Source organism: Streptomyces sp. SID12488 (assembly GCF_010548275.1).
Classification (GTDB): Bacteria; Actinomycetota; Actinomycetes; order Streptomycetales; family Streptomycetaceae; genus Streptomyces.
The window spans coordinates 1-412 of the sequence record NZ_JAAGLT010000147.1; the positions used below are offsets into that span (position 1 = coordinate 1).

1 pseudogene is annotated in these 412 nt (G+C 74.5%); it reads right to left on the bottom strand.

Features of this window, described 5'->3' with window-relative positions:
• Positions 1 to 412: pseudogene (locus G3I56_RS44960) on the bottom strand (hypothetical protein); the annotation flags it as partial.

Genomic DNA, 412 nt, shown 5'->3' on the forward strand with positions numbered 1-412 from the left:
CGTCGTCGTCCTGTGCGAGTGTCTCGACGAGTTCCGCGGGCAGGCCGGGCCAGTTCGCCGCAACCCGGCGGAGCACCGGTTCCTCGGACGCCGCACAGGCGGCGAACCAGTCGGGCGACGGCTCGGTGGCCTGCTCGGTGGCCGGGCAGAGGCAGTCAGGACCGTGCCCGATGACCCGTTTCATCGCGCAGTACTCGGCCCAGGTGCTGGAGAAGGGGTGGAGGCGTGCGCGCATCCGGACGTAGTCGTCCGGGTCCTGCCTCAGCTCCGCCACCAGGTCCGGGCCCAGGTCGGGCCGGGCGGCGACCATCGCGCGAACGTCCGCCTCGGGGTGGCGGGCGAGCCGGGCGACAGCGTCGGCCGGGGTGTGCCGGTTCCGGGCCAGAGGGCGCACCGTGCCGCCGGCGAAGCA